Below are 21835 nucleotides of genomic sequence, written 5' to 3' on the forward strand. Positions count from 1 at the left end.
CATCAGCCTCGCGCGGGGAACAGGCCGCTGGGCTTGAAAAACAGCACCACGGCCATGAGCAGGTAAATCAGGATGGAGGCCACCGCCGGGCCGGCGTTGGCGGCCAGCTCGGCATCCATGAGCTGGCGAAACAGCAATGGGATCAGCGTGCGCCCGGCCGTATCGACCAGCCCCACCAGCAAGGCCCCCAGCAACGCGCCACGGATGGAGCCAATACCGCCGATGACGATGACCACAAAGGCCAGGATCAAAATGCTCTCGCCCATGCCCACCTGCACGGCCAGCAGCGGCCCAAGCATGCCGCCGGCCAGCGCGCACAGCGCGGCGGCAAAGGCGAACAAGGCGGTGAACAGCAGCCGCACGTTGGCCCCCATGGCCAGCGCCATCTCGCGGTTGGACGCGCCCGCGCGCACCTGCATGCCGATGCGCGTGCGCGTAATCAGCCAGTACATGCCCAGCGCCACCAGCAGCCCCACGCCGATGATGAACAGCCGGTAGGCCGGATAGCTCAAGCCCGGCGCCAGTGTGATGGGGCCTGCCAGCGCCGCAGGCGGGTTGAGCTGGATGGGCTGCGGCCCCCAGAGCATGCGCACGGCCTCGTTGGCCATGAGCATGATGGCGAAGGTGCCCATGACCTGCGAGAGATGGTCGCGCCGGTAAAAGCGTTGCAGCACCGTGCGCTCCAGCAGCACGCCCACCAGCACCGTCGCGCCGATGCCGCCCAGCAGCCCGAGCCAGAACGAGCCGCTGGCCGCCGCGATGCTGGCAATCAGATACGCGCCGATCATGTACAGCGAGCCATGCGCCAGGTTGATCATGTCCATGATGCCGAACACCAGCGTCAGGCCAGCGGCCAGCAGGAACAGCATCAGCCCGAATTGCAGGCCGTTGAGCAGTTGCTCCAGAACCAGGGTGGTTTGCATGAAAGAAAAGGCAAAGGATGGGGGGGCGCCCGCGGGGGCGTCGCACAGCGCCGGGGCAAGAACGCCATCGCATCAAGCCCGGCTGTTTTTGAACAGGCTTTGGGCAGACGCTTACTGCGGCATCTTGCAATCGCCCACGTAGGCATCGCTGTGGTTCTCGAAGGCCTTGCCGATCAGCTTGTTGGTGACCTTTCCATCTTCGCCCTTGACCACTTCGCGCATGTAGTAGTGCTGGATCGGGAAGTGGTTGGTGTTGAAGCGGAAATCGCCGCGCACCGAGTTGAAGTTGGCCGCCTGCAAGGCTTTGCCGATGGCGGCCTTGTCCTTGAGGTTGCCGCCCGTGGCCTTGACGGCCGAGTCGATCAGCATGGCCGCGTCGTAGCCCTGCGAGGCATACAGCGTGGGCGTGCGGCCGTATTCCTTGCGGAAGTCCTCGACGAAGCGCTTGTTGGCGGCGTTGTCCAGATCCCAGGCCCATTGCGAGGCGTTGTAAATGCCCACGGTGGCCTCGCCCACGGCGCTGATGACGTCCTCATCGGCGGAAAAGCCCGGGGCGAACAAGGCCATGCTGTCCTTCAGGCCCGCGCCATGGAACTGCTTGATGAAGTTGATGCCCAGCCCGCCAGGCAGGAAGAAGTACACCGCCTCGGCGCCGGAGGCGCGAATCTGCGACAGCTCCGCGCCATAGTCCAATTGCGACAGCGGGGTGTAAAGCTCCAGCGCCACCTCACCCTTGTAGAAGCGCTTGAAACCGGCCAGTGCGTCCTTGCCGCCGGGGTAGTTGGGGGCGATCAGCGCCACTTTCTTGACGCCCTTGTCCTGCACGGCCTGGCCCACGGCCTCGTGCTGGTTGTCGTTCTGGTAGGCGGCGCTGAAGAAATAGGGGTTGCACTGCTTGCCCGCCAGTTGCGAAGGGCTGGCGTTGGCGCTGATGTAGTAGGTCTTGTTGGCAAAAATGGCCGGGGCCACGGCCAGCATGATGTTGGAGAACACCACGCCGGTCATGAAGTCCACCTTCTCGCGCTTGAGCAGGCGGTCGGTGGTTTGCTTGGCCGCGTCGGGGCTTTGCTGGTCATCAACGATCACCACCTTGGCCGGCAGGCCGCCGAGCTTGCCCTCGGTGTGCTTGAGCGCGAGCTGAAAGCCGTCGCGGATGTCGATGCCCAGCGTCGAGCCTGGGCCCGAGAGCGTGCTGAGCAGGCCGATCTTCACCTCCTCGGCGGCCGAGGCGGCCTGGGCCAGGCACAGCGCCGCCGCACCGGCCACGGCGGCCAGGGTGTGGGAGCGAAGGCTGGAAAAGCGGATGCTGGGGCGGGTGGTGCGGGTCATGCGGGTGTCTCCTTGAATGTCATGAATGGGGTGGAGCAAAGGGCCTGCTGCATTTGCAGGGCGAAAAAGTATCGCATCCAGAGCCGGGCGATCGGGCGCTTGGGCCAGGCTTTGGTCTAGAGCGTGTTATGCACTTTGCGCTCCCCGCGAGAGCGCCCCGGCGTGTGCAGTGCAAGGCGCCGTCCCCGCCGCAGCCTGGCTGCGCTGCAAGGGGGCGGCAACGCCGCAATGCGCATGCCGGGGCGCTTCTCCCTTCGGGCTGACCCCAAAACCATGCACTCGCCGCGTTGGCCCGCTTGCCAAGGCAGTCAGCCTTGGCGGCGCGCGCCGCCTTGCGATTACACGGTTTTGGGGCCAGCGCGGGGGTGCGCAAAGTGCATAACACGCTCTAAGCACTTTCACCCATGCTGCTCGCCCATGCGGCGCTTGAGCGCGCTGCGCTGGAGCTTGCCGGTGGTGGTGCGCGGCAGCGCGGCGATGAACTCCACGGCGCGCGGGTATTTGTAGGGCGCCACGGTCTGCTTGACGAACTCCTGCAAGGCCGCGACCAGCTCGGCATCGGCGGCCACGCCCTCCTTGACGACGACAAAGGCCTTGACGATCTGGCCGCGCTCCTCATCGGGCGTGCCGATGACGGCGCATTCGGCCACGGCCGGGTGCTGCATCAGCGCCTCCTCCACCTCGGGCGCGGCAATGTTGTAGCCCGCCGAGATGATCATGTCGTCGGTGCGCGCCTGGTAGAAGAAGTAGCCGTCCTCGTCCATCAAATAAGCGTCGCCGGTGAGGTTCCAGCCATCCTGCACATAGGTTTTCTGGCGCTCGTCGCGCAGGTAGCGGCAGCCCGTGGGGCCTTTGACGGCCAGCTTGCCCACGGTGCCCGGCGGCAGCTCGTTGCCGTCATCGTCCTGCACGCGGGCGCGGTAGCCGGGCACGGGCTTGCCGGTCGCGCCCGGGCGGGCGCTGGCCTCGTCGGCGGAGATGAAGATGTGCAGCAGCTCGGTCGCGCCAATGCCGTCGATCAGCTCGATGCCGCTGGCCTGCTTCCACAGCGCGCGCGTGGACGCGGGCAGCGCCTCGCCCGCGCTGACGCACTTGCGCAGCCGCGCCTGGGCCAGCAGCTCGGGCATGGCCGCCATGTGGCGGTAGGCCGTGGGCGCGGTGAACACCACGGTGGCGCCAAATTGCGCGCAGGCCTCCAGCAATTGCTGCGGTCCGGCCTTTTCCAGCAGCACGCTGCTGGCGCCAATGTCCATGGGGAACAGCACCAGCCCGCCCAGGCCAAAGGTAAAGCCCAGCGGCGGGCTGCCAATGAAGACATCGTCCGCATCGGCGCGCAGCACGTGGCGCGGCCAGCACTTGCAGATGGCCATCACGTCGCGGTGGTAGTGCATGGTGGCCTTGGGCACGCCGGTGGTGCCAGAGGTAAAGCCCAGCAGGCACACGTCGTCGCTGGCCGTGTCCACGTTGCTGAAATCGGGCGCGGCCTGCTGCATGGCGCGGTGCAGGCAGGGCAGCTCGGCCCCGCTCGATGGCGCGGCCAGCGCGGTGTTGAAGTAGCACACCTGCGCCAGTTGCGGCGCTGAAGATGGCATTGCGCGCGCGCCCTCCAGCTCGCCGGCCAGGCGCGCATCGCACAGCGCGTGGCTGATCTGGCCGATGTCGATGATGGTGCGCAACTCCTTGGCGCGCAGCAGCGGCATCACCGCCACGGCAATGCCGCCGGCCTTCATCACCGCAAACCAGCAGGCCACCATCCAGGGCGTGTTGGGCGCAAACAGCAGCACGCGGTTGCCCGGCTGCAAGCCCATGTCCTGCACCAGCACGTTGGCGATGCGGTTGGCGTGGGCCTGCAAGTCGGCGTAGCTCCAGCGCGTGCCGTCCGGCGCGCGCAGGCACAGGCGATCGCCGCGCCCTTGGGCCACGTGGCGGTCGAGCAATTCGGTGGCGCAGTTGAGCTGCGCGGGAAATTGCAGCTCGGGCAGCTCGAACAGGTATTCGGGCTGCTGCTCCAGCGGCGGCAGGTTGTCGCGCGCAAAGGTGTCGGTATGGGCGCTGGGCATGTGGTTTGTCTCCTGCATGGGCGCTTTGCGCCTCTTTTTCATACCAGCCGATAGGAAATCAAATGTCCCTTTTTCGGCAACGTGGGCAATGGGTCTTGATGCAATTTGGCGAGTCCATCAACACCCCGTGTCAACCGCTTCAGGCTTTGAGCGCCTTGAGCAGCTCGCGGCCGATGATGAGCTGCTGCACTTCGCTGGCGCCTTCGTAGATGCGCAGCGCGCGGATCTCGCGGTACAGCGACTCGACCGGCTGGCCGCTGACCACGCCCAGGCCGCCGAACATCTGCACCGCCGCGTCGATGACCTGCTGGGCGTTCTCGGTGGCGGTGAGCTTGGCCATGGCCGCTTCCTTTGTGACGCTGTGGCCGCCATCGCGCAGCCAGGCGGCGCGGTAGGTGAGCAAGGCGGCGCTGTCGATGGCAGTGGCCATTTGCGCCAGCTTGGTCTGGGTGATCTGGAAGTCGGCCAGCACGCCGCCGAACATCTGCCGCGAGGTGGCGCGCAACAAAGCCTCTTGCAGGGCGCGGCGCGCAAAGCCCAGTGCAGCGGCGGCCACCGAGGTGCGAAACACGTCCAACGTGCGCATGGCGACCTTGAAGCCCTCGCCGGCCTCGCCCACGCGGCAACTGGCGGGGATGCGGCAACCCTCGAACTTCAGCCGCGCCAGCGGGTGCGGGGCGATGACGTCGATGCGCTCGGCAATCGTCAGGCCGGGGGTGTCGGCATCGACGATGAAGGCGCTGATGCCGCGCGCGCCGGGCGCTTCGCCGGTGCGGGCGAAGACGACGTAAAAATCGGCAATGCCGCCGTTGGAGATCCAGGTTTTCTCGCCGTCGAGCACGTAATCATCGCCCTCGCGGCGCGCGGCGCAGGCCATGGCGGCCACGTCCGAGCCAGCCTGCGGCTCGGACAGCGCAAAGGCCGCAATGGCCTGGCCCGCCGCCACGCGCGGCAGGTAGCGCTGGCGCTGCTCGGGCGTGCCGTGCAGGCTGATGGCGCCGCTGCCCAGGCCCTGCATGGCAAAGGCGAAGTCGGCCAGGCCGCTGTGGCGCGCCAGCGTCTCGCGGATCAGGCAGATGGCGCGCGCGTCCATGCTCTGGGCCGATTCGCCCACGGCATGGCGCAGCCAGCCCGCTTCGCCCAGGGCCTGGACGAGTTGGCGGCAATGCGCGTCCACATCGCTGCCGCTGCCGTGCGGCTCATGGCCGATGTGGGTGCTGGCCCAAGCATCGAGCTGCTGCGCCAGCTCGGCGTGGCGCGCTTCGAAAAACGGCCATTGCTGATAGGAGGTGTCCAGACCGCGCTGCATGTCAATCTCCCTGGAACACGGGTTTTTGCTTGGCCACGAAGGCGTGGTAGGCGCGCGAGAAATCCTCGGTCAGCATGCAAATGGCCTGGGCCTGGGCCTCGGCCTCGATGGCTTGGTCGATGCCCATGCTCCACTCTTGGTGCAGCATGGTTTTGGTGATGCCGTTGGCAAAGCTGGGGCCAGCGGCCAGCTCGGCGGCCAGTTGCTGGGCCTGCGCCAGCACCTCATCGGGCGCGCACAGGCGGTTGAAGTAGCCCCAGCGCTCGGCCTCCTCGCCGCCGAGCACGCGGCCGGTGTAGAGCAGCTCGCTGGCGCGGCCCTGGCCGATGATGCGCGGCAGCATGGCGCAAGCGCCCATGTCGCAGCCGGCCAGGCCAACGCGGTTGAACAAGAACGCCACCTTGGCGCGCGCCGTGCCCAGGCGCAAATCGGATGCCATGGAGATGATGGCACCCGCGCCCGCACACACGCCGTCGATGGCGGCCACGATGGGCTGCGGGCAGGCTCGCATGGTCTTGACCAGCGCGCCGGTCATGCGCGTGAACATCAGCAGCTCGGGGGCCTTGAGCTGCACCAGCGGGCCGATGATTTCATGCACATCGCCGCCGGAGCAGAAGTTGCCGCCCGCGCCAGTGACGACCACGGCCTTGATGTCGCTGGCCCATTGCAGTTGGTGAAACAAATCGCGCAGCTCGGCATAGCTGTCGAAGGTCAGCGGGTTCTTGCGGTCGGGGCGGTTGAGGGTGATGGTGGCCACCGGGCCATCGGCCTGCCACAGAAAATGCTGGGCCTGGTAGCCCGCCATGGGCTTGCGGTTGCCGGCCTGCAAGGCCGGGTCGATGCGGGTGTCTGCACTGTTCATGTCTGGGGTGCTCCTGCAATGTCGTTGAGTGGATGGGTCAGGCCTGCATGTCCTGCGCGGCCAGCAGCACGCGCAATTGGCCCAGTTGTTCGTAGAGCAAGTCCTTGTCGCGCTTGCCCAGGCCAGCCAGCAGCGTGCCCAGCAATTGCTCGTGGGCCTGGGCCATCTTGCGAAACTGCCGCCGCCCCTTGGGCGTGAGCTTGACGTAGAGCGAACGGCGGTCCTGCGGGTCGGGGATGCGCTCGACCAGCCCATCCTTGACGAGCTGGTCGGTCAGCCCGGTGACGCTGCCGCCGGTGACCATCAGATAGCGCGAGAGCGTGTTCATGCGCAGCCCCTGCGGGTGGCGGTCGAGCTGGGCCAGGTAGTCGAAACGCGGCAGCGTGGTGTCGAACTGCTGGCGCAGCATCTGGCGGATGCGCTGCTCGATTTGCTCGGTCAGCGAGAACAGGCGCAGCCACAGCCGCGTGTCCATGTGGTCGTCCTGCTGGGCGCGCGCCTCCAGGCCGATGTGCTCCTCGCCCAGCAATTGGCTCAGGCCAAAACGGCTTTGCGCGCTGCCGCCTGCGGCGCTGCGGCTCATGGCATCACCTCCCCGCCGGCCACGGCAATGGCCTGGCCGTTGATGGCGCCCGCGCCTGTGCCGCACAGCCAGGCCACGGCATCGGCCACTTCAGCGGGCTGCACCAGGCGGCCCTGCGGGTTGCTTTTGACGAACTCGGCCCTGGCCTGCTCGGCGCTGCGACCAGTCTTGGCGACGATGTTCTCGATGGCTTCGCGCACGATGTCGGTTTCGGTGTAGCCGGGGCATACGGCGTTGACGGTGATGCCCTTGCGCGCCAGCTCCAGCGCCAGTGCGCGCGTCAGGCCGATGACGCCGTGCTTGGCCGCGCAGTAGGCGCTGACGTAGGCGTAGCCGATCTGCCCGGCCGTGCTGGCCACGTTGACGATGCGGCCCCAGCCAGCGGCCAGCATGTCCGGCAGCGCCGCCTGGGTGCACAGCATGGTGCCGGTGAGGTTCACAGCCAGCATCTGCTGCCACAGCGCCAGCTCCATCTTGGCAAAGGGCGCGGTCTGCGCCTGCCCGGCGTTGTTGATGAGGGTGTCGATGGGGCCAAAGCGCTGGCGCGCCTGGGCCAGCGCGGCCTGCAATTGGGCCGGGTCGCTGACGTCGGCGCTGACGGCCTGCATGGCCTCGGGCCGCTCATCGGCCACGGCCTGCACAGCCGCCAGCCGCCGCCCCAGCAGAGTGACACGAAAGCCATTGGCCACCAGACGGCGGGCGATGGCCGCGCCAATGCCGCTGCCGCCGCCCGTGACCAGCGCATGGCGCAGCGCGGGCGCGCTGGCCGCTGCGGGGGGTGCGGTGTTGCCCTGCGCCATGCTCATTGCCCCTGCCCGTTGGATGCGGCATTGGCCGGGGGGCGCACCTGGGCGGCGGACAGCGCAGCCTGCTGGGCCGCCTGCTCGCGGGCGAAGTTGGCCTCCATCTGCTGCTTGCCCGAGCGGTACTGCGGCGGCCAGGTGATGGCGGTGTGGCCGATCTTGGCTGCCTCGGTCAGCGTCCAGGCCGGGTTGGCCAGGTGCGGGCGCGCCACGGCGCACAAATCGGCGCGGCCTGCGGCCAGGATGCTGTTGGCGTGGTCGGCCTCGCTGATGGCGCCCACGGCGATGGTGGCAATGCCTGCCTCCTGGCGGATGCGGTCGGCAAACGGGGTCTGGAACATGCGGCCATAGACGGGCTTTTCCTGCTTTCTGACCTGGCCGGAGGAGACGTCGATCATGTCCGCGCCAGCGGCCTTGAAGGCCTTGGCGATCTCCACCGCATCGGCCGGCGTGGTGCCGCCCTCGACCCAGTCGTGCGCCGAGATGCGCACCGACATGGGCTTGTCCTCGGGCCAGGCGGTGCGCACGGCGGCAAACACCTCCAGCGGGTAGCGCAGGCGGTTTTCCAGGCTGCCGCCGTATTCATCGGTGCGCTGGTTGGTCAGCGGGCTGATGAAGGAGGAAAGCAAATAGCCGTGCGCGCAGTGCAGCTCCAGCCAGTCCGCGCCCGCCTCGTGGGCGGCCTGGGCGGCAGCGACGAACTGCGCCTTGATCTGCGCCATGTCCTCGGCGGTGACGGCCTTGGCCGTCTGGCTCACGCCGGGCAGGTATTGCTGCTCGGAGGCCGAAACAATGGGCCAGTTGCCCTGGACCAGCGGTTGGTCGATGCCCTCCCAGGCCAGGCGGGTCGAGGCCTTGGCCCCGGCGTGGCCGATCTGGATGCCGATCTTGGCATCCGTGTAGCTGTGCACCCAGTCGATGATGCGCTTGAAGGCGGCTGTGTGCTCGGGCCGGTACAGGCCGGGGCAGCCGGGGGTGATGCGCCCTTCTGGGCTGACACAGGTCATCTCCACCATCACTAGGCCCGCGCCGCCCATGGCGCGCGCGCCCAGGTGCATCAGGTGGTAGTCGCCCACCAGGCCGTCGCGGGCCGAGTACTGCGCCATGGGCGAGACGACGATGCGGTTCTTCAGCGTCAGGCCGCGCACCTTGTAGGGCGTGAACATGGGCGGCGTGGGCTTGTCCTGCGCGGGCAGTTGCCGCTCTGCCGCATCGGCGGCGCGCTGGGCGAACCAGCGCTCGTAGCCCTCCAGCCAGGCGGCATCGCGCAGACGCAGGTTCTCGTGGCTGATGCGCTGGCTGCGCGTGAGCATGGAGTACATGAACTGCTCGGGATCGAGCTGGTCGCAATAGCGCTGGCCGCAGACCTCGAACCACTCCATGGCATTCCAGGCCGCGTTTTGCAGGCGCAGCGTCTCCACGCGGCGCGCTTCCTGGTAGGCGGCCAGCACCTCGGGGATCTGTGCCGGGCTATCGCCCAGCAGTTGGAACTGGCGCGTCAGCTCGATGGCGTCCTCAATGGCCAGCTTGGTGCCCGAGCCAATGGCAAAGTGCGCCGTGTGCACCGCATCGCCCATCAGCACCACGTGGCTGCCGCGCGCGTTTTGCAGCCACCACTGCTCGCAGACCACGCGCTGGAAGTTGATCCAGGCCGAGCCGCGCAAATGCCGCGCATTGCTCATCAGCTTGGCCCCGCCCAGGTTTTCGGCAAACAGTTGCTCGCAAAAGGCGATGGACTGATCCTGGTCGGCGCTGTCCAACCCGTGGGCGCGCCAGGTGTCCTCGGTGGTTTCGACGATGAAGGTCGAGGTGTTCTCGTCGAACTTGTAGATGTGCGCCTGGAACCAGCCGTGCTCGGTGCGACGGAAGTCGAAGGTGAAGGCGTCGTACACCTTGTTCGTGCCCAGCCAGATGTAACGGTTGGGGCGGGTGACGATGTCGGGCTTGAAGATGGCCTCGTACTTCTTGCGGATCAGCGAATTGATGCCATCGCTGGCGACGATCAGATCGGCATCGGCGTAGTCCTCATCGGACTGCACCTCGGTCTCGAACACCAGCTTCACGCCCAGTTGCTCGCAGCGCTCTTGCAGGATGTTGAGCAGCTTCTTGCGCCCGATGCCCACAAAGCCATGCCCGCCCGAGCGGATGGTGCGGCCCTTGAACAGCAACTCGATGTCGTCCCAGTGGTTGAAGGCCTGCTCGATCTCGGCGGCCGATTCGGCATCCCACTGGCGCATGTTGTCCATGGTCGCGTCGGAAAACACCACGCCCCAGCCAAAGGTGTCGTAGGGCTTGTTGCGCTCGACCACGATGACCTCGTGCGCCGCGTCGAGCTTTTTCATCAGCAAACCGAAATACAGCCCGGCCGGGCCGCCGCCTATGCATACGATCTTCATGCCGCACCTCCTGTACGGCATTTATTTTTTGGCTCAATTGTTTAGCTGTCAATTAAAAATTCGCAGCCAGGCCCTGGGAGTTTCCCTTGGGCGGGCGGGGCGTGCGCTCAGCACCTGTTCACACCCTCAGCGCCTGTTCAAAATCTCGGCGCGAGTGGGCAAGAAGCGGTTTGGGGTGGGCTGCAAGGCGCAAAACGCAGCCATAGCTGGGGCTATGGCGAGGCTTTGCGGGCGCAGCAGAGCGCCCAAATCCGCTCTCTTGACCGCCGTGCAAAGATTTTGAACAGGCTCTCAGTGCGGCGCGGCGTCAGCCTCTGGCATGGGGATGCGCTGCAGGCCCAGCTGCGGGTGCAATGTGGCCAGGCGCTGCACGTGGGCCAGCAGCGAGTAGCGCGCCACCGGCCAGAGCGCGCGCGGCGCATCGGCGTAGGCGCTGGCCAGCCAGTCCTCGACCGTGCCCTGCGGGGCCTGTTCGATGGCCTGCAGCACCTTGGCCTCGCGCTGCAGCCGGTGCGCGCGCAGCTGCGCAATCACCTGCGGGGCCTGGTCCAGCACGTGGCCATGCGCGGGCAGGATGAACTCGATGCCCCAGCGCGCGCAGGCCTGCTGCAGCAGGTCCAGCGAATCAAGAAAGGCCTGCATGTTGCCGTCCGGCGGCAGCACCACGGTGGTCGTGCCGCCGAGGATATGGTCACCGCTGAACAGCAGGCCGTCCTCTTCGAGCACGAAGCACAGGTGGTTGGCCGTGTGGCCGGGCGTGTGCAGCGCATGCAGGCTGTGGCGCACGGCGCGGCCATCGCCCAGCTGAGCTTGCAGCACCACGGTGTCGCCCGTCTTCAGCGGCTGCTCGGGCGTGAAGCGGCTGTCGCAGCGCGCATGCGGGCCCGAGGCCATGCCGTAGATGCTCGGCAGGCCGCCGCCGGCGGCCTGCACCAACGCCTGTAGCGGAGCCGCGCCGGGCGAGTGGTCCGGGTGCGAGTGGCTGCAGACGATGTGCCGCACCTGCGCACCGGTGTGCTGCACGATGCGCTGCAGGTGTTGGGCATCGTCGGGGCCGGGGTCGAGCACGATGTAGCCGGTGGCGGGCTCGCCGATGAGGTAGGTGTTGGTGCCCGGGCCGGTCATCAGGCCTGCATTGGGCGCCGTCAGGCGCTGGACGTGGCGCAGCAGGGCGCGGGGTTGATCGTGGCGCCAGTCCAGCTCGTGCAGCAGTTGGCCGTCCGGGCAAACCAGATGCAGCTCGCCAAAGGCCGGCTCGTGCTCCATATAGCGCACTTCGCGGCCCTCAAGCCAGCCGGCGCGCGGGCAGCTCACGGGCACGATGGGCCCTTGGCGGCAGGCGGCCAACACGGCCTCGGCGCTGTCGAACTGCGCCAGGCGACGCAGGCTGCGGATGGTCGGGTACACCAGCGGCAACTGGCCATGCTCGTGGCGTTGCAGAGCCAGCGCTGGGCTGATCCAGGTGGCGTCGAACTGCTCGACTTCATCGGCCATGGCCTGCTGGCCCTGCGGAGCGCGCGCCAGCAAAAAGGGAACGTCAAAGCGCATTGGATAGTCGCGGTCGGTGATCCAGTGCGCAAAAGGATAGATGGCATCGAGCGCCAGGCGCCAGCCCAGGCGCTGCAACTGGGGCGCCAATGGCTGCTGGCGGGCGATGCCGGCAGCGGCCAGCGTCTGGCCGTCGAGCATAAGCCCCTGGGCATCGCGCGCCAGCAGAATGCCCAGCTCTTCCAGGCACTCACGCACCGCCGCCGCAGCCAGCTCGGCCTGGCGCGCGTCCTGCTGCGGGCGCAAATCGGCCAGCGCCGCTGCAGCGGCGTCGCCGGCGTCGATGCCGCCACCTGGGAAGACATACACGCCAGGCACGAAGCGCGCCTGGTGCGACCGGCGCGAGAGCAGCACCTCAAAGCCCTGGCCCTGCGGCGCATCGCGCACCAGAATCAGTGTGACGGCCGGGCGCGTGGGCGCGGGCGTGAAGGGCGGATGCAGGAGATACTCGGGACGGATCATGCGCGGCTTTAGGCGAGTGTGGGGCCTGCTTTATAGCAGTAGCAGGCCACCTCGCCGGCTGCCACCATGCATGCCGGGGCGCCCTGCCCTGGCGCAGGCGCGGTGCACGGCCAAACGGCACAAAGCCACCGCAGGCGGTGGCTTTGCATGTGTGGCTGAAACAGGGTTTCAGGGTTTGCTGGTGACCGGGAACGGCCAGGCGGCCTTGGGGGCCAGCGTGCTCTTGGCGGCAGGTTTCTTGGCGCTGGCTGCGGGCTTTTTGGCTGCCGGCTTGGCCGCAGGCTTCACAGCGGCGGTTTTCGCTGCGGGCTTTTTGACGGTCGTGGTTTTCTTGGCGGCAGTGGCTTTGCTGGCGGCCGCCTTGGCGCTGGTTTTCTTGGCGGCGGCTGTGCTGGCCGCAGTCTTCTTCACAGCAGTGGTTTTCTTGGCCACGGGCTTTTTCGCTGCAACTTTCTTTGCCGCTGCCGGGGCTTTCTTCACCACTGCCTTGGTGGCTGCGGGCTTCTTGGCTGCGCTGACTTTCTTGGCCGCTGGGGTTTTCGCTGCCGTGGTTTTCTTGGCGGCGGCGGTTTTCACAGCGGTGGTTTTTTTGGCCGGGGCTTTCTTGGCAACGGTTTTGGAGGCTGCGGTCTTGCTGGCGGGCTTTTTGGCTGCTGCGCTCTTGCTGGCAACGGCGCTGCCGGCTTTTACTGCGGATTTGGCTGCCGCTTTTTTGGCCGCAGGCTTGCTTGCGGTGGCAGTTTTATTTGCTGCGGTTTTTTTCACCGCAGTTTTTTTCGCTGTTGCCATTGAGTTCTCCTGGTGTCAAAGAAAAAGCCGATTGACCGCGACAAAACAAAGCCCAGCAAAGCCTGTCGCATTTGAAAATGGCTGGCATTGTGAGTGCAATAAAAATAAGCGTCCAGAGCGGGGCAAGTGTTTTGTTGTTTTTTTTTGTAATCGTGCCAACGCCTGCGTACGGCGTGCGACTTTTGGGGCGGCCGCGCGGCCTTGGCCACTGCGCAGGAATTGCGCAACGCCTGGCCTTGGCGCTGAGCTACAGAGTCCATCGGTGACAATAGCGCCTTCGATTTTCACAGGGGCGCAGCGCCTGCGTCCCACAGCCGTTTGCACAGAATCCATGCTCGATATTCTTTTGCTCCGCAAGGAGCTCGACCACGTAGTCGCCCGCCTTGAAACCCGCAAGACGCCGCAAGCGTTTCTGGATGTCAGTGCCTTTGGCGCGCTGGAGGCCGAGCGCAAGCAGCTGCAGGCCCGCACCGAGGAGCTGCAGGCCCAGCGCAACAGCCTGTCCAAGCAGATTGGCCAACTCAAGGCCAAGGGCGAAAGCGCCGAGGCTGTGATGGCCCAGGTCGCCGCCATCAAGACGGAACTGGAGACCTCTGCCCAGCGCCTGGAACACATTCAGGCGCAACTGCATGCGCTGCTGCAGGCCGTGCCCAATCTGCCGCATGCCAGCGTGCCTGTGGGCCAGAGCGAGGCCGACAATGTGGAGGTGCGCCGCTGGGGCACGCCGCGCGCCTTCGATTTCGACGTCAAGGACCACGTGGACGTGGGCGAGCCGCTGGGGCTGGATTTCGCGCTGGGAGCCAAGCTCAGCGGCGCGCGCTTTACCGTGATGCGCGGCCAGATCGCCCGCCTGCACCGCGCCCTGGCCGCCTTCATGCTGGATATGCAGACGCAGCAGCATGGCTATCAGGAAACCTATGTGCCTTACATCGTCAATGCCGATTCGCTGCTGGGCACGGGCCAACTGCCCAAGTTCGCCGGCGATTTGTTTGCCGCGCAAAAGGGCGGGCAAGAGGCCGAACCGGAGCCGGACGAGACGGCCCTGTACCTGATCCCGACCAGCGAGGTGCCGCTGACCAACATCGTGCGTGACACCATCCTGGCCGAGGCCGAGCTGCCCCTGCGCCTGACTGCGCACACGCCCTGCTTTCGCTCCGAGGCAGGCAGCTACGGGCGCGACACGCGCGGGCTGATCCGCCAGCACCAGTTCGACAAGGTGGAGATGGTGCAAATCACCCACCCGGAAAAAAGCTATGAGGCGCTGGAGGAGATGGTCGGCCATGCCGAGGCCGTGCTGCAGGCGCTGGAGCTGCCCTACCGCGTGGTGCTGCTGTGCAGCGGCGACATGGGCTTTGGCGCGGCCAAGACCTACGATCTGGAAGTCTGGCTGCCGGCGCAGAACACCTACCGCGAGATCAGCTCAGTGAGCAATTGCGAAGCCTTCCAGGCGCGGCGCATGCAGGCGCGCTTCAAGAACGCGGCCGGCAAGAACGAGCTGGTGCACACCCTCAACGGCAGCGGCCTGGCCGTAGGCCGCACGCTGGTGGCCATTCTGGAAAACCACCAGAACGCCGACGGCAGCGTCACCATCCCCGCCGCGCTGCGCCCCTACATGGGCGGCGCCGAGCGCATCGGCTGACGGCAAGCCAGCGCGCCCTGCCCCCACCGCCCCATGCGCAAGCTCATCATCACCGCCGTCGGCCAGAAGATGCCCGCCTGGGCACAGCAAGGCTACGAGGACTATGCCAAACGCTTTCCGGCCGACATGCGGCTGGAGCTGCGGGCCGTCAAGACCGAGCCGCGCAGCGGCGGCAAAAGCGCCGAGCAGCTGATGGCCGCCGAGGCCCAGCGCCTGCAGGCGCAATGGCCAGCGCAGGCGCACATCGTCGTGCTCGACGAGCGCGGCCAGGGCGGCGGCACGCGCCAGCTGGCCCAGCGCCTGGCCGCCTGGCGCGATCTGGGCCGCGACATCGTCTTCGTCATCGGCGGCCCCGATGGCCTGGCGCCCGAGCTGCGCCAGGCGGCGCACGAGCGCCTGCGCCTGTCGGAGCTGACGCTGCCGCACGCCATGGTGCGCGTGCTGCTGGCCGAGCAGCTCTACCGCGCCTGGTCGCTGCTGAACAACCACCCCTACCACCGCGAATGAGCATGACAGAGCAAGGCAACGCCCACGGCAATGGCCAGGCCGCGCCCACCGCTGGCCCGCGCGCCATCTACCTGGCCTCGCAAAGCCCGCGCCGCAGCCAGCTGCTGCAGCAAATCGGCATCGCCCACACGCTGCTGCTGCCCGATGCGCAAGACCCCGATCCGGGCGACACCGCCCAGGCGCTGGAGGCGCTGGAGGCCCCGCTGCCAGACGAGCGCCCACTGGACTACGTGCAGCGCGTCACGCGGCTCAAGCTGCATGCGGCCATGCGCCGCGCCGCCCGCCGCCGGCTGCCGCCCGCGCCCATTCTGTGCGCCGACACCACCGTGGCCTTGGGCCAGCAAATCCTGGGCAAGCCCGCCGACCGGGCCCAAGCCCAGGCCATGCTGGAGCTGCTGTGCGCCAGCCCCCCGCACGAGGTCCTCACGGCCGTGGCCGTGGCCCTGCCCAGCACGCGCATGCAGGGCGACCAGGGCGGCCAGGGCGGTGACGACGGCCAGGTGCAGCAGGCCGTGTCCATCTCCAAGGTGCGCTTCAACTGTCTGCGGCCCGAGTGGCTGCAGCAGTACCTGGATTCGGGCCAGTGGCAGGGCAAGGCCGGCGCCTACGGCATCCAAGGGCTGGCGGCCACGCTGATCGACCGCATCGAGGGCAGTTATTCAGGCATCATGGGCCTGCCGCTGTTCGAAACCCACCTGCTGCTGCAGCCCTGGCTGCAGCAGCCATGAGTGCCTGAGCCCAGGCCCCCAGCCATGAACCAGCCCAGCCCCCCGCCACTGCCCGACCCACACACGCCGCCCGCGCCCGCATCGCCCGCGCAGCCCACGCCGCTGCCGGTGCAGGCCACCACCGAGGCCGCGCAGGACATCCTCATCAACTGGGCCCCGCAGGAGACGCGCGTGGCCGTCATCGAGCACGGCGCGGTGCAGGAGCTGCTGCTGGAGCGCACGCTCGAGCGCGGCCTGGTGGGCAACATCTACCTGGGCAAGGTCACGCGGGTGCTGCCGGGCATGCAATCGGCCTTTGTGGACATCGGCCTGGAGCGCGCGGCCTTTTTGCACGTGGCCGATGTCTGGCAGCGCCACAGCAGCGGCGAGGCCCCGGCCACGGTGCGCCGCCAGGAGGCGCCGCTGCCCATCGAGCGCCAGGTGTTCGAGGGCCAGTCGCTGGTGGTGCAGGTCATCAAGGACCCGATCGGCAAGAAGGGCGCGCGCCTGTCCACGCAGCTGAGCGTTGCCGGGCGCTCACTGGTGTTTTTGCCGCAGGACGACCACATCGGCGTATCGCAAAAAATCGCCCTGCCCGAGCGCGATGCGCTGCGCCAGCGCCTGCAGGCCCTGGTGCAGGCGCACACGCCGCCGGGGCGCAACACCGGCGGCTTCATCCTGCGCACCAACGGCGAGGACGCCAGCGACGCCGAGCTGATCGAGGACATCCGCTACCTGCGCACCACCTGGCAAAAAATCCGCGAGGCCGCACTGTCACGGCCCGTCACCAGCCTGCTCTACCAAGAGCTGGACCTGCTGCGGCGCGTGCTGCGCGATCTGGTGGGCGAGCACACGCGCAGCGTCGCCATCGACTCGCGCGAGCAATTTGCCGCGCTGCGTGCCTTTGCGCGCGACTTCATGCCCAGCGCCCTGGGGCGCCTGACGCTGTACCGCGGCGAGCGCCCGATTTTCGACCTCTACCAGATCGACGAGGAGATCGACCGCGCCCTGGGCCAGCGCGTGGCGCTCAAGTCCGGCGGTTACCTGGTGATCGACCAGACCGAGGCGCTGACCACCATCGACGTCAACACCGGCGGCTTCATCGGCACGCGCAGCTTCGACGAAACCATCTTCAAGACCAACCTGGAGGCGGCCCAGGCCATTGCGCGCCAGTTGCGGCTGCGCAACCTGGGCGGCATCATCGTCGTGGACTTCATCGACATGGTGCAGGACAAGCACCAAAGCGCCGTGCTGCAGGAGTTCCGCCGCCAGCTGGCGCGCGACCGCGTGCGCACCACGGTGTGCGAGTTCTCGCCGCTGGGCCTGGTGGAGATGACGCGCAAGCGCACGCGCGAATCGCTGGCGCACCTGCTCAGCCAGCCCTGCGCCTGCTGCGGCGGCACGGGCCGCACCAAGACGCCGCGCAGCGTCTGCTACGACATCCTGCGCGAAATCCTGCGCGAGGCGCGCCAGTTCAACCCGCGCGAGATCAAGGTGCTGGCCGCGCCCGAGGTCATCGAGCTGTTCCTCGACGAGGAAAGCGCGCACCTGGCCAGCCTGTCGGACTTCATCGACAAGCCCATCGCGCTGGTGGCCGAAAACGGCCTGGCGCCCGATCGCTACGACATCGTGTTGGTATAAGAGCCTATTTGTGCTCTCGGCCCGCCGAGAGCATGAACAGGCGCCAGGAAATCCGCCTGAACGCCCTCACCCTCCGGGCGCCTGCGCGCCCGCCACGGCCTTGCCGAGTCAGCCTGCCATGAACGCATTCGACGCATACCGCATCCGCCCCGGCCACAGCCTGGCCGACATCGACCCCGACCAAACCCCTTATCCATTGGGCAGCAAGCAGGCCGAGCTGCAGCGCCTGGACGAGTTGGCGCTGCAGCTCGATGAGCTGCAAAACCTGCTCTACGCCAACGGGCAACGCAAACTGCTGCTGATCCTGCAGGGCATGGACACCAGCGGCAAGGACGGCACCATCCGCTGGGTGTTCTCGCGCACCTCGCCGCTGGGCGTGCACGTGCATGCGTTCAAGGCCCCCAGCGCCCAAGAACGCGCGCGCGACTTCCTCTGGCGCTGCCATGCCGTCGTGCCTGGCGCTGGCGAGCTGACGGTCTGGAACCGCAGCCATTACGAAGACGTGCTGGTGCCCGTGGTGCGCGGCGAGATCGACGAGCGCGAGACGCAGCGCCGCTACGCGCACATCAACCACTTCGAGCAGCTGCTCAGCGAGACCGGCACGCGCGTGCTCAAGTGCCTGCTGCACATCAGCAAGGACGAGCAGCGCCGACGCCTGCAAAAACGCCTGGACGACCCAGCCAAGCAGTGGAAGTTCGCCCGCGAGGACCTGCAGGCGCGCGCGCAATGGGACGATTACCAGTGTGCCTACGACGCACTGCTGGAGGCCACATCCACCGCCCACGCACCCTGGTGGGTCATCCCCGCTGACAATAAGCGCCAGCGCAACCTGCTGGTGGCCGACCTGCTGTGCCACGCGCTGCGCGACATGCAGTTGCGCCTGCCAGAGCCTGACCCGGGCCTGGCGCGCATCCGTCTGGAATAACATCGCCGGGCGCGGCATAGGCCGCATGCGCCAAGAGCCTGTTCCCCCTTCCATCCCATCTTCACCGAGCACTGCACATGAGATTTCAAGGATCCGAAAACTACGTCGCCACGCAGGATTTGATGCTGGCCGTCAATGCCGCCATTGCCCTGCAGCGCCCGCTGCTGGTCAAGGGCGAGCCCGGCACCGGCAAGACCATGCTGGCCGAGGAAGTGGCCCAGGCCCTGGGGCTGAACCTGCTGCAATGGCACATCAAATCCACCACCAAGGCGCAGCAGGGCCTGTACGAATACGACGCCGTCAGCCGCCTGCGCGATTCGCAGCTGGGCGACGACCGCGTCAAGGACATCCACAACTACATCGTCAAGGGCGTGCTCTGGCAGGCCTTCACCGCCGAGCAGCCCACGGCCCTGCTGATCGACGAGATCGACAAGGCCGACATCGAATTCCCGAACGACCTGCTGCGCGAGCTCGACCGCATGGAGTTCCACGTCTATGAAACGCGCGAACTCATCCGCGCGCGCCAGCGGCCCATCGTGTTCATCACTTCCAACAACGAGAAGGAGCTGCCCGATGCCTTTTTGCGCCGCTGCTTCTTTCACTACATCAAGTTCCCGGACGCGCAGACCATGCAGGAGATCGTCAAGGTGCACTTCCCCCAGCTCAAGGGCGAATTGCTCACCGCGGCGCTCAAGAGCTTCTACGAAATCCGCAGCGTGCCTGGGCTGAAGAAAAAGCCCTCCACCAGCGAGCTGATCGACTGGCTCAAGCTGCTGCTGGCCGAAGACATCCCGGCCGAGGCCCTGCGCAGCCAGGACGACAAGATCGCCCTGCCGCCGCTGCTGGGCGCGCTGCTGAAGAACGAGCAGGACGTGACCCTGTTCGAGAAGCTGGTGTTCATGAACCAGCGCAATCGCTGATTGCCTGCGCCCATCGGCCCAGCCCCCCCCCAGCCGCAACCGCCCGGAGGCCCGCCATGTACCCTGCACCTTGCCCCCCGCCCCGCCGCGCCACGCTGCAGCGCCTGGCCGCTGCCACGAGCATGGCGGCAGCGCTGGCTTGGCTGAGCGCCTGTGGCGACGGCTACAGCGTCGAAGGCGGCCTGGTCTGGCAGCCCAGGCCCAGCGACGACGACGCACGCGTGATCGTTACCGTCACCAAAAGCCAGCTCGACACCTGGCGCCAGCAACAGCCGCTGCACACGCAACAGCAGCAACTGGCGCAACTGAGCCCCAAGGCCCAGCAAGCGCTGGCGCGGCTGCGCCTGAGCGCGCCAGGCCAGTGCGAAGCCGGCGCCACCGTGTATGAGCTGCGCCTGACCGACGCCAGTGGCGCGCAGCGCTACCGCTCGGCCAACTGGGCCTGCGGGCCCGGCGCCGACCGGGAGCTCAATGGCTATATCGCCACCGAGGATTTGCAGCGCCTGGGCGAGCTGCTGGCAGCGACGCCACAGACCCAAGACCACCCATGACCTGGAAGACCACCCATGACCTGGATCGCCCCCACCACCTTGCACGCCGACGGCCTGCGCCTGGAGCCCTTGCAGCCCAGCCATGAAGAGGGTCTGCGCGCCGCCGCCTGCGACGGCCGGCTGTGGGAGCTGCGCGTGAGCAGCGTGCCCGAGCCGGAGAATGTGCGTGCCTACATCGACACCGCGCTGGCCATGCAGCAGCAAGGCCAGCGCCTGCCCTTTGCCGTGATCGACGCGGCCAGCGGCGACGTGCTGGGCAGCACCAGCTACCACGACATCCTGCCGGCCGTGCAGCGGCTGGAGATTGGCTACACCTGGTACGCCAAGCGTGCGCAGCGCACGCACGTCAACACCAGCTGCAAGCTGCTGCTGCTCACCCACGCCTTCGAGACGCTGGGCGCGCGCGTGGTCGGCTGGCGCACGGACAACTTCAACTACGCCAGCCAGCGCGCCATCGAGCGCCTGGGCGCAAAAAAGGATGGCGTGATCCGTGGCCACGCGCTGCGCCGCGACGGCACCATCCGCGACACCGTGATGTACAGCCTGACCCAGGGCGAATGGCCCGAGGCCCGCGCCCACCTGCAATACCTGCTGGCCCAGGGCCAGCGCTGAGCACCTGCCCCACCCCACCACCGCCCATGCTGATCGACTTCTTCTACACCCTGCGCGCGGGCAAGCTGCCCGTTTCGGTCAAGGAATTCCTCGCCCTGCTCGAAGCGCTGGAGCGCGGCGTGATCGGCCCCAAGGCCGAGCAGCCCACCAGCATGGAGGATTTCTACCACCTGGCGCGCACCATCCTCGTCAAGGACGAAAAGCACTACGACAAGTTCGACCGCGCCTTTGCCGCCTACTTCAAGGGCGTGGAGATGCTCACCGACTACAGCCGCGAGATCCCTGAGGACTGGCTGCGGCAGCTGCTCGAGCGCGAGCTCAGCCCCGAACAAAAGGCCGCCATCGAGGCCATGGAATGGGACGAGCTGATGCAGACGCTGAAAAAGCGCCTGGAAGAGCAAAAGGGGCGGCATGAAGGCGGCAACAAGTGGATCGGCACCGGCGGCACCAGCCCCTTCGGCCACGGCGGCTACAACCCGCGCGGCATCCGCATCGGCGGCAAGGGCGGCGGCAAAAGCGCCGTCAAGGTCTGGGACGCGCGCATGTACCGCGACTACGACGACAGCCAGGAGCTGGGCACGCGCAACATCAAGGTCGCGCTCAAGCGCCTGCGCAAGTTCGCACGCACCAGCGCCGAGCTGGAGCTGGACCTGCCCGGCACCATCAGCGCCACCGCCGCCAACGCCGGCTGGCTGGACATCAAGATGGTGCCCGAGCGACACAACAGCGTGAAGGTGCTGCTGCTGATGGACGTGGGCGGCACCATGGATGAACACATCCAGCGCGTTGAAGAGCTGTTCTCGGCCGCCAAGAGCGAGTTCAAGCACATGGAGTTTTATTACTTCCACAACTGCGTCTACGACTTCGTCTGGAAGAACAACCGCCGCCGCTTCACCGAGAAGTTCGACACCTGGGACATCATCCGCAAGTACAACAAGGACTACAAACTCATCTTCGTGGGCGACGCCACCATGAGCCCCTACGAAATCCTGCAGCCCGGCGGCAGCGTCGAATACCACAACGCCGAGGCTGGCGCCGAGTGGCTGCAGCGCCTGACGGGTGCCTTCCCCCAGCACGCCTGGATCAACCCCGAGCCGCAAGGCGTCTGGGGCTACCGCCAAAGCATCGACCTGATCCACCAACTCATGGGCGGGCGCATGTACCCGCTGACCCTCAAAGGCCTGGAAGACGCCATGCGCATGCTGTCCAAATAACGGCCAGGCCAGCGCGCCAAAGCTCCACAGCGCGGCTGCCCCTGCGGCCCGGCCA

The 21835-nt window shown here is 67.2% G+C and carries 19 protein-coding genes; 9 read left to right on the forward strand and 10 right to left on the reverse strand.

Features of this window, described 5'->3' with window-relative positions; all coding sequences use genetic code 11:
• Positions 1 to 2: 2 nt before the first annotated feature.
• From CLI93_RS12215 to CLI93_RS12260, 10 genes are all read right to left on the reverse strand, one after another.
• Positions 3 to 923, reverse strand: a complete 921-nt coding sequence (locus CLI93_RS12215; protein WP_095541713.1) for a branched-chain amino acid ABC transporter permease — start codon at positions 921 to 923, stop codon at positions 3 to 5.
• Positions 924 to 1034: 111 nt separating this feature from the next.
• Positions 1035 to 2252, reverse strand: a complete 1218-nt coding sequence (locus tag CLI93_RS12220; protein WP_095541712.1) for an ABC transporter substrate-binding protein — start codon at positions 2250 to 2252, stop codon at positions 1035 to 1037.
• Between the two features lie 398 nt (positions 2253 to 2650).
• Positions 2651 to 4312, reverse strand: coding sequence for an AMP-binding protein (locus tag CLI93_RS12225; protein ID WP_095541855.1), 1662 nt, complete (start codon positions 4310 to 4312; stop codon positions 2651 to 2653).
• A gap of 139 nt (positions 4313 to 4451) precedes the next feature.
• Complete coding sequence (locus CLI93_RS12230; RefSeq protein ID WP_095541711.1) at positions 4452 to 5621, reverse strand: acyl-CoA dehydrogenase family protein; 1170 nt, start codon at positions 5619 to 5621, stop codon at positions 4452 to 4454.
• 1 nt (position 5622) lies between these two features.
• A complete protein-coding gene (locus CLI93_RS12235) occupies positions 5623 to 6483 on the reverse strand; it encodes an enoyl-CoA hydratase family protein (RefSeq protein ID WP_095541710.1) in 861 nt (286 codons plus the stop codon).
• A 37-nt stretch (positions 6484 to 6520) separates the two neighbouring features.
• The gene (locus CLI93_RS12240) at positions 6521 to 7066 is read right to left on the reverse strand and encodes a MarR family winged helix-turn-helix transcriptional regulator (RefSeq protein ID WP_095541709.1); all 546 of its coding nucleotides are present in this window, start codon (positions 7064 to 7066) and stop codon (positions 6521 to 6523) included.
• Complete coding sequence (locus tag CLI93_RS12245; protein ID WP_095541854.1) at positions 7063 to 7866, reverse strand: SDR family NAD(P)-dependent oxidoreductase; 804 nt, start codon at positions 7864 to 7866, stop codon at positions 7063 to 7065. Before CLI93_RS12245 ends, CLI93_RS12240 begins: the two co-directional genes overlap by 4 nt.
• Positions 7867 to 7868: 2 nt before the next feature.
• Positions 7869 to 10265, reverse strand: coding sequence for a bifunctional salicylyl-CoA 5-hydroxylase/oxidoreductase (locus tag CLI93_RS12250; protein ID WP_095541708.1), 2397 nt, complete (start codon positions 10263 to 10265; stop codon positions 7869 to 7871).
• Between the two features lie 291 nt (positions 10266 to 10556).
• A complete protein-coding gene (locus CLI93_RS12255) occupies positions 10557 to 12275 on the reverse strand; it encodes an MBL fold metallo-hydrolase (RefSeq protein ID WP_095541707.1) in 1719 nt (572 codons plus the stop codon).
• Between the two features lie 168 nt (positions 12276 to 12443).
• Complete coding sequence (locus CLI93_RS12260; protein ID WP_095541706.1) at positions 12444 to 13064, reverse strand: histone; 621 nt, start codon at positions 13062 to 13064, stop codon at positions 12444 to 12446.
• A gap of 331 nt (positions 13065 to 13395) precedes the next feature.
• Here CLI93_RS12260 and serS point away from each other — a divergent pair, with 331 nt between their 5' ends.
• The 9 genes from serS to CLI93_RS12305 all read left to right on the forward strand — a co-directional run bounded on the left by serS (position 13396) and on the right by CLI93_RS12305 (position 21780).
• Entirely contained in the window at positions 13396 to 14703 is a 1308-nt protein-coding gene (gene serS / locus CLI93_RS12265; RefSeq protein WP_095541705.1) for a serine--tRNA ligase, read from the forward strand.
• Between the two features lie 33 nt (positions 14704 to 14736).
• Positions 14737 to 15210 carry a 23S rRNA (pseudouridine(1915)-N(3))-methyltransferase RlmH gene (gene rlmH / locus CLI93_RS12270; protein ID WP_095539171.1) on the forward strand — a complete coding sequence of 158 codons (474 nt, stop codon included), beginning with the start codon at positions 14737 to 14739 and terminating at the stop codon, positions 15208 to 15210.
• Positions 15207 to 15938 (forward strand): Maf family protein, encoded by a 732-nt coding sequence (locus CLI93_RS12275; protein WP_238946644.1) that lies wholly within the window; start codon positions 15207 to 15209, stop codon positions 15936 to 15938. The genes rlmH and CLI93_RS12275 overlap by 4 nt, the downstream gene beginning before the upstream one ends.
• Before the next feature lie 24 nt (positions 15939 to 15962).
• The gene (locus tag CLI93_RS12280; protein WP_095995952.1) at positions 15963 to 17558 is read left to right on the forward strand and encodes an Rne/Rng family ribonuclease; all 1596 of its coding nucleotides are present in this window, start codon (positions 15963 to 15965) and stop codon (positions 17556 to 17558) included.
• Between the two features lie 118 nt (positions 17559 to 17676).
• Positions 17677 to 18483, forward strand: a complete 807-nt coding sequence (locus CLI93_RS12285; RefSeq protein WP_095541702.1) for a PPK2 family polyphosphate kinase — start codon at positions 17677 to 17679, stop codon at positions 18481 to 18483.
• 77 nt (positions 18484 to 18560) lie between these two features.
• Complete coding sequence (locus CLI93_RS12290) at positions 18561 to 19403, forward strand: AAA family ATPase (RefSeq protein WP_095539175.1); 843 nt, start codon at positions 18561 to 18563, stop codon at positions 19401 to 19403.
• 56 nt (positions 19404 to 19459) lie between these two features.
• Positions 19460 to 19954: a hypothetical protein gene (locus CLI93_RS12295; RefSeq protein WP_095995953.1), complete on the forward strand. Its 495-nt coding sequence runs from the start codon at positions 19460 to 19462 to the stop codon at positions 19952 to 19954.
• Between the two features lie 15 nt (positions 19955 to 19969).
• Positions 19970 to 20566 carry a GNAT family N-acetyltransferase gene (locus CLI93_RS12300; protein WP_095995954.1) on the forward strand — a complete coding sequence of 199 codons (597 nt, stop codon included), beginning with the start codon at positions 19970 to 19972 and terminating at the stop codon, positions 20564 to 20566.
• 26 nt (positions 20567 to 20592) lie between these two features.
• Complete coding sequence (locus tag CLI93_RS12305) at positions 20593 to 21780, forward strand: vWA domain-containing protein (protein WP_095995955.1); 1188 nt, start codon at positions 20593 to 20595, stop codon at positions 21778 to 21780.
• Positions 21781 to 21835: the final 55 nt, after the last annotated feature.

The sequence above is a fragment of the Vandammella animalimorsus genome, from assembly GCF_002288875.1.
In the GTDB taxonomy this organism is placed as follows: domain Bacteria; phylum Pseudomonadota; class Gammaproteobacteria; order Burkholderiales; family Burkholderiaceae_C; genus Lampropedia; species Lampropedia animalimorsus.